Genomic DNA, 6,365 nt, shown 5'->3' on the forward strand with positions numbered 1-6,365 from the left:
CCGACGCTGCCGGCTGCGGCGCCGGTGGAGGCGGCGTGCTTACAGGCGGCTGTTGGAGCGCGGACAGATCGATTGACGGCGACGGAGAAGGCGACGGCGATGGGGTCGGTTCGGGCTTTTTCTCGATGTCCTTCTCGATGTCCTGCGGCGTGACGATGTCGACCGGGACGGTGTCGGCCGCCACGACGTCAAACGGATGGACTTCGGACAGCAGCAGCACCAGGGCCAGCACGGACACGTGCGCAACCGCCGACGCCGTCACGTCCACAGGAATGAGCTCCCGCAGGTTCATTCGCAACTGATCAGGTTTGACAGCCCCCTGCCCGTCATCAGCATAGCGGGCAATCGAGGGGTGTCTCAATCCCATTTCGGCGCGAAGCCGAAATCAGTGAGGCGGCTTGAGGCGCTGCCCATGGCCGAGATCAGGCTCATGTCGTCCTCCGACAATTCGAAATCGAAGACGTTGATGTTCTCAGACAGCCGTTCGAGCTTCGATGTCCGCGGGATCGCGGCAACATTCTGCTGCACCAGCCAGCGCAGGCAAACCTGGGCCGCCGTCTTGCGATAGCAGTCGCCGATCCGCGCCAATGCACGGTCGTTCCGGATGCGGCCCTTCGCGATCGGGCTATAGGCGACCAGCGCCATGCCGTGCCGGGCGCAGGCAGCCTTCACCTTCGCCTGATCGAGATAGGGATGATACTCGACCTGGTCGCACACCAACGGCTCCGCGCAAGCCGCCACCGCCTCCTCGATCAAGGCGATCGTGAAGTTGGACACCCCGATATGGCGTGCGAGCCCAAGCTGTTTGGCATGCGCCAGCGCACCCATCGTTTCCGCGAGCGGCACCTGCGGGTTCGGCCAGTGCAGCAACAAGAGATCGATTTCGGTCAGCCGCAGCCGCGCCAGGCTTTCCTTGGCCGAACGCTCCAGGTCGTTGGGCCTGAAATGGGTGGTCCAGACCTTGGTCGTGATGAAGACGTCGTCGCGCCTCACGCCGGACGCGCGCAACCCCTCGCCGACCTCGCGCTCGTTGTCGTACATCTGCGCGGTGTCGATGTGGCGATAGCCGAGCCTGAGCGCCTGCTCGACGATCCGCGCGCAGGTGCGTCCGCGCAATTCCCAGGTGCCGAGCCCGATCGCCGGGATCCTGGCGCCGTTGGCTTCGATGATGTTCATGCGCCCATTATGGGCCGCCGCAGCTCCGCTGCCAACTCACGCCGCAGAGGCCTCTGTCGCCAGCGCCGCGAATACCGTTTCCGGCGAATGGGCGATGACCGCCAGAAGCGCCCGTGCCGGTCCGCGTGGGGCGCGCTTGCCCTGCTCCCAGTTGCGGATCGTTTCCACTGGCACGCCGAGCTTGGCGGCGAATTCGAGCTGGGTCAGGTGCGATCGACGGCGGAGATCGCGGACCGTGAGCGGCCCGGTCGGTGTCTCGGGCGCGAGCGGGAACTCCTGCCCGTCGCGCAGCTCGACGATCCGTCCATCCGCTTTCAGCCGCAAACGCTTCATGGTCTGCTCCGGAAAGCCGCATTGTGGGCGAACCGACTTAAGGGCCGCTTAACGCTAAGCAAGGTGCTAATTCAGGCCGAACCACAAAGTGGCGATGCCGAGGAAGCAGAAGAAGCCGACCACATCCGTGATCGTGGTAACGAAGGTGCCGGACGCAACCGCCGGATCGGCGCGCACGCGCTCCAGCACCATCGGGATCAAAATCCCGCCGAGCGCACCGGCAACCAGGTTGCAGACGATGGCGAGCCCGATTACCACGCCAAGGCCCGGAATCTTGAACCAGGCGACCGCGGCGATGCCGGTGATGACGGCAAAGGCAAGGCCGTTGACGAGGCCAACCATGACCTCGCGCAGGATGACGCGAACGGCGTTGTAGGATCCGAGCTCGCGGGTGGCCAGCGCACGCACGGCGACCGTCATGGTCTGGGTCGCGGCATTGCCGCCCTGACTGGCGACGATCGGCGCCAACACCGCAAGCGCCACCATCTTTTCGAGCTGGCCTTCGAACAGGCCGAGCACGGAGGACGCAAGAAAGGCGGTCGCGAGGTTGACCAGCAGCCAATTGAAGCGCCCTCGCGCGATCGTCCAGACATTGTCCGACAACTCTTCGTGGCTGGTGACACCACCGAGCGCCTTGAGGTCTTCGTCAGCCTTCTCCTCGATGACGTCGACGACGTCGTCGATCGTGATGACGCCGACCAGCCGGTTTGTGGTGTCGACCACGGGCGCGGCCACCAGATTGTACTTGCCGAACATCCGTGCGACCTCTTCCTGGTCCTCCAGGGCGGAAACGCGGCGGCGATCTTCGTCGATCAGATCGGTGAGCGGCACCGGGCGGCGCGAGCGCAGCAGCACGTCGAGCGGTACGGCGCCCATCCAGTGCCTGTCGCTGTCGACTACGTAAATCTCGTAGAACCGGTGCGGCAGGTCGGGCGTCTCGCGCATGTAGTCGATGGTCTGCTCCACCGTCCAATCTCGCGGCACCGCGATGAACTCGGTCTGCATCCGCCGGCCGGCGGAATTGTCCGGATACAGCAGGCTGCGCTCGAGCTCTGCGCGCTCCGACGGCGGCAGCCTGTCGAGGATCTCCTCCTTGTCCTCCTCGTCGAGACCTTCGAGAAGCTCGATGGCGTCATCGGATTCCAGCTCGCGAACGCCTTCCGCAACGGTCTCCGGCTCGAGCTCTTCGAGGATTTCCTCGCGAACAGCATCGTCAACCTCGTTCAGTGCCGAGAAGTCGAAATCGGTGCCGGTGATCTCGACAAGGCTGACGCGGTCTTCCGGCGCGAGCGCTGCGATGAGATCGCCGAGATCCGCCTCATGCAGTTCGGCCACGACCTCGCACAGGAACGGCCGGTCGGCCGCGTGGATCGCGCTCGCAATATTTTCGACGAATTCGTGGCGGAGCTGCCCCTCCTCGTCCCGCATGGGCAGCCGCTCGAGGACGGACGCTTCGGCGGGATTGGCAGCGTCGATATTCTCGGCCATGCCGCGCCTCACCGTTTGACAGAAGGAAGGAACTCGTCTGAGTTATCGTTGCACGCATTACCCAATCGGCCGCGTCACGCGCAATGCCAAATATCGCCAATCGCGAAGAACAGGTGTGCTTATGAGAACGTTCGGTGCAGCCATTCTTGCCCTGCTCGCGTGGACCGGCGCGGCGCACGCCGCCGACGAATGCCCGCGCAAGGATGCGCTTGGAACGTCGCGCGTCCTGACCGTCGATCCCGCGACCTATCCGCGCGTCGGCACCAAGAGCTTTCCGGACACATTGCCCCTGCAGGATCACGAGGTGGTGTTGACGTTCGACGATGGGCCATGGCCGTCAACCGATCGGAAGATTCTCGCGGCACTCGCCCATGAATGCGTGCGCGCCACCTTCTTCATGATTGGAAAGCCGGCCTCCGAGCATCCGGAGTTGGTCCGCCAGATCGCCGCACTCGGCCACACGGTCGCCCACCACACATGGACGCATCACAACCTCAAATACATGAAACCGGACGACGCCATTGGCGAGATCGACAAGGGCATCGCCGCGGTCGAAACGGCGCTGCATGGGCGCGCGACCACGACGCCGAGCACGCCGTTCTTCCGCTTCCCCTATTTCGAGATGTCGCCGGAGACGCTCGCGAACCTGGAGAAGCGCGGGATCGCGGTGTTCGGCGCCGACCTCTGGGCAAGCGACTGGAACAAGATGACGCCGGAGGAGGAGCTGAAGATTCTGACTGGGCGCCTGAACGCCGCCGGCAAGGGAATCATCCTGCTGCACGATCCCAAGACGCACACCGCGGCGATGCTTCCGGCCTTCTTGCGCTATCTGCGCGATCACAATTACAGGATTGTGCATATCGTGCCGCCGGGCCCGAAAACCGTGTCGGATCAAACACATTGAACCAAAGGACGGCTGTGGGTTACAAAGCATTAAGGTGGCGTTCATGACGCCGCCTGTAAGGATTTGGCGTCGGACAAAGAGAATGCAGCCAGGGTGTTATGATCGCTAGCGTTGGCGAGGGATTTTGGAAGCGGTCGTGGACTGCCCTCCCCCTGCTGATTCTAATCGGCACGAGCAGCCAGTCCGCAGTCGCGGCTGACTGTCCCGGCCATCCCGACGCGCTCGGCACCTCGCGCACGCTGGTGGTCGATCCCCGCGAGCATCCCCGGATCGGCACCATGCAATATGCCGAGACCCTGCCGCTGGACGATCACGAAGTGGTGCTGACATTTGATGACGGCCCGCTGCCGAAATACAGCAACCAGGTGCTGGACATTCTTGCCAGCCAGTGCGTGAAGGCGACCTTCTTCATCATCGGCAGCCAGGCCAAAGCCAATCCGCAAGGTGTCCGCAAGCTCGTCGCCGCCGGCCACACCGTCGGCACGCACAGCCAGAACCATCCGCTGACCTTCAACAAGATGTCGATGGAGCAGGCCAAGCAGGAGGTCGATGCCGGCATCGCCTCGACGGTGGCCGCGCTTGGCGACGCGAGCAAGCTCGCGCCCTTCTTCCGCATTCCAGGGCTGCTGCGCGCCGAAGCGGTCGAGAACTATCTGGCGTCGCGTGAGATCCAGAACTGGAGCGCCGATTTCGTTGCCGACGATTGGCGCCATATCCCTCCGGCGCGCGTCTACGAGCTCGCAATCCAGCGGCTGGAAGCGAAGGGCAAGGGCATCCTGCTGTTGCACGACATCCAGCCACGCACGGTGGCGGCGCTGCCGAAAATCCTGCAGGAGCTAAAGGCGCGCGGCTATCGGATCGTCCATGTGGTGCCGGCGACGCCGGAGCGGCCGGCCACGCCGACCGAACCCGTGCAATGGCTGTTGCATCCGCCGTCCGAGACCGTCGCAACGGTGCGCTGGCCGAAGATTCCGAATTTCGTGTTCGTCCAGACGCAGGAACTGCCCGCACCCGGGCTCTCGAATCTGGATTGGCGTGATCCAGGCCTGTTCGATCGACTGCGCCGCCCGCGCGCCGCGATCGCCTCGCAGACGGCATGGCCGGAGCCATTGCGGGTCTCCGAGAACAGCCGCCCGGCCCTGCCGGTCCCGGCCTCCTCCGTCTTCAGGATGCCCGAAGGCGTGCGTGTGACGCTGCTCGCGTCGCATTTACCCGCCAAACGTCCGCAACAGGTGGCAGCATCTCCTGAAGCCGCCAATGCGATGGGGCCGATCTCCGCGAGAGCCCGCACCATCGGTGCGCGTCAGGCGCCGCATTCCCGGCATGCCGTGCATCAGAACCCACAAGGAGGCCATGCGGGTCGTGGCGTGCCCAAGCATGCCGTGCAGGCGAAGCCGAACAGACGCGCACTTCAGGTCGCGAAGCGCTGAAGACCGCGGCGGAGATTGCCGCGCCATCCGCTCAATTCGTCACGATCTTGGCGATGCAGAGCAGGATGACGAGCGCCAGGAACAGCAGGTCGATATAGGACTTGATCTCGCCGGCATGACGCAGCTCGGTAACGGCACCGACGATCTGCTTGCGTGAGGCTGTCGAACTTGGTCCCTCGACCACCGCCGTCCCGAGCCGACGCGCCTCCCCTTCCAGGCGTTCGATTCGCTGGAAGAAATAGAACGAGCGCAAGGCGGACGCCGCATGCATCGCGGCATAAACCAGCACCAGAAGCGCGACGAGCGCGCGATGCTCGTATTTCTCCATGAAGTTGAGGCTGAAATAGACCAGCGCCAGGAACACGAAGTTGGAGACGAAGCGATAGATGTAGCTGAGCAGGATCATCCTGTTTTCCGGATTTCCGCATCGGGCGTGCGATCGGTGAGTGACGGCGCTCGTCGGGTTCGGAATCGCCGGCCGACGAGCTTTCAGACCCTTAGCGTACGCGAAGGGTGTTACGGAAAGCCATCGACCGACTTCGGTCCGGAAAATTTGCCGCCGCGCCAGCGCGGACAACGTACAGATTATCCAGCCGCGTCAGCTCAACCTGTACGATGCAAACGGTGCGTCCGGCCAGAGCTGACCCATGTCGGGCGCGACGTCGCTTCAGGACGCCGCGCCACAACCCGACTATGGCCGCATCTGACGGCGGCGTTCGGCGATCAGTTGCTTCGCCTCGTCCATCGTCATCTCGCCCGCGCCGAGCACCTGGTAGGCGCTATCAGGGTTTTGGGCTCGTTGGTCGTCACCGCTCCGTTTCTTTTCGGGGCTCGGATTCGGGGCGGGAGAGCCGTCGCCACCGCCAAAGCCGACAAACTCGACGATGATCACCGATGGCCGATCGTTGTTCGACTGCGTCGGAGCCGCGCTTTGCTGAGTGGCGGCAGTGGCGTTCCCGGCCGAACTCAGCGCGGCAACCGGCGGGGCTTGCACGACCGGAATTCCGGTAGCGCTGCCCTGCACCTGGATATTC

Annotated in this window: 7 protein-coding genes and 1 pseudogene; 2 read left to right on the forward strand and 6 right to left on the reverse strand. The window is 64.1% G+C overall.

Annotation, left to right across the window (positions count from 1 at the left end; all coding sequences use genetic code 11):
* From CWO89_RS39300 to mgtE, 4 genes and pseudogenes are all read right to left on the reverse strand, one after another.
* Window positions 1-292: pseudogene (locus CWO89_RS39300) on the reverse strand (hypothetical protein); the annotation flags it as partial.
* Window positions 293-357: 65 nt separating this feature from the next.
* Window positions 358-1,176, reverse strand: coding sequence for an aldo/keto reductase (locus CWO89_RS39305; protein WP_130583680.1), 819 nt, complete (start codon window positions 1,174-1,176; stop codon window positions 358-360).
* A gap of 36 nt (window positions 1,177-1,212) precedes the next feature.
* Complete coding sequence (locus CWO89_RS39310; protein ID WP_130583681.1) at window positions 1,213-1,509, reverse strand: helix-turn-helix domain-containing protein; 297 nt, start codon at window positions 1,507-1,509, stop codon at window positions 1,213-1,215.
* 66 nt (window positions 1,510-1,575) lie between these two features.
* On the reverse strand, window positions 1,576-2,997 hold the full coding sequence (mgtE, locus tag CWO89_RS39315; RefSeq protein WP_130583682.1) for a magnesium transporter: 1,422 nt from the start codon (window positions 2,995-2,997) through the stop codon (window positions 1,576-1,578).
* Between the two features lie 121 nt (window positions 2,998-3,118).
* Here mgtE and CWO89_RS39320 point away from each other — a divergent pair, with 121 nt between their 5' ends.
* Both CWO89_RS39320 and CWO89_RS39325 read left to right on the forward strand, forming a co-directional pair.
* Complete coding sequence (locus CWO89_RS39320) at window positions 3,119-3,901, forward strand: polysaccharide deacetylase family protein (RefSeq protein WP_130583683.1); 783 nt, start codon at window positions 3,119-3,121, stop codon at window positions 3,899-3,901.
* Window positions 3,902-3,999: 98 nt separating this feature from the next.
* Entirely contained in the window at window positions 4,000-5,331 is a 1,332-nt protein-coding gene (locus CWO89_RS39325) for a polysaccharide deacetylase family protein (RefSeq protein WP_130583684.1), read from the forward strand.
* 31 nt (window positions 5,332-5,362) lie between these two features.
* Here CWO89_RS39325 and CWO89_RS39330 read toward each other — a convergent pair whose 3' ends face one another.
* Both CWO89_RS39330 and CWO89_RS47285 read right to left on the reverse strand, forming a co-directional pair.
* Window positions 5,363-5,737 (reverse strand): hypothetical protein, encoded by a 375-nt coding sequence (locus tag CWO89_RS39330; RefSeq protein ID WP_130583685.1) that lies wholly within the window; start codon window positions 5,735-5,737, stop codon window positions 5,363-5,365.
* A gap of 285 nt (window positions 5,738-6,022) precedes the next feature.
* Window positions 6,023-6,365: hypothetical protein (locus tag CWO89_RS47285; RefSeq protein WP_207234662.1), on the reverse strand; the 343-nt coding region annotated here is incomplete at its 5' end.

This window comes from Bradyrhizobium sp. Leo170 (assembly GCF_004296405.1).
In the GTDB taxonomy this organism is placed as follows: domain Bacteria; phylum Pseudomonadota; class Alphaproteobacteria; order Rhizobiales; family Xanthobacteraceae; genus Bradyrhizobium.

Bases quoted from the DNA above. Each gene is read 5' to 3' on its own strand.
- CWO89_RS39325 (WP_130583684.1), top strand. From the start codon at position 4,000: ATGATCGCTAGCGTTGGCGAGGGATTTTGGAAGCGGTCGTGGACTGCC.
- CWO89_RS39320 (WP_130583683.1), top strand. From the start codon at position 3,119: ATGAGAACGTTCGGTGCAGCCATTCTTGCCCTGCTCGCGTGGACCGGC.
- CWO89_RS39310 (WP_130583681.1), bottom strand. From the start codon at position 1,509: ATGAAGCGTTTGCGGCTGAAAGCGGATGGACGGATCGTCGAGCTGCGC.
- CWO89_RS39330 (WP_130583685.1), bottom strand. From the start codon at position 5,737: ATGATCCTGCTCAGCTACATCTATCGCTTCGTCTCCAACTTCGTGTTC.
- mgtE (WP_130583682.1), bottom strand. From the start codon at position 2,997: ATGGCCGAGAATATCGACGCTGCCAATCCCGCCGAAGCGTCCGTCCTC.
- CWO89_RS39305 (WP_130583680.1), bottom strand. From the start codon at position 1,176: ATGAACATCATCGAAGCCAACGGCGCCAGGATCCCGGCGATCGGGCTC.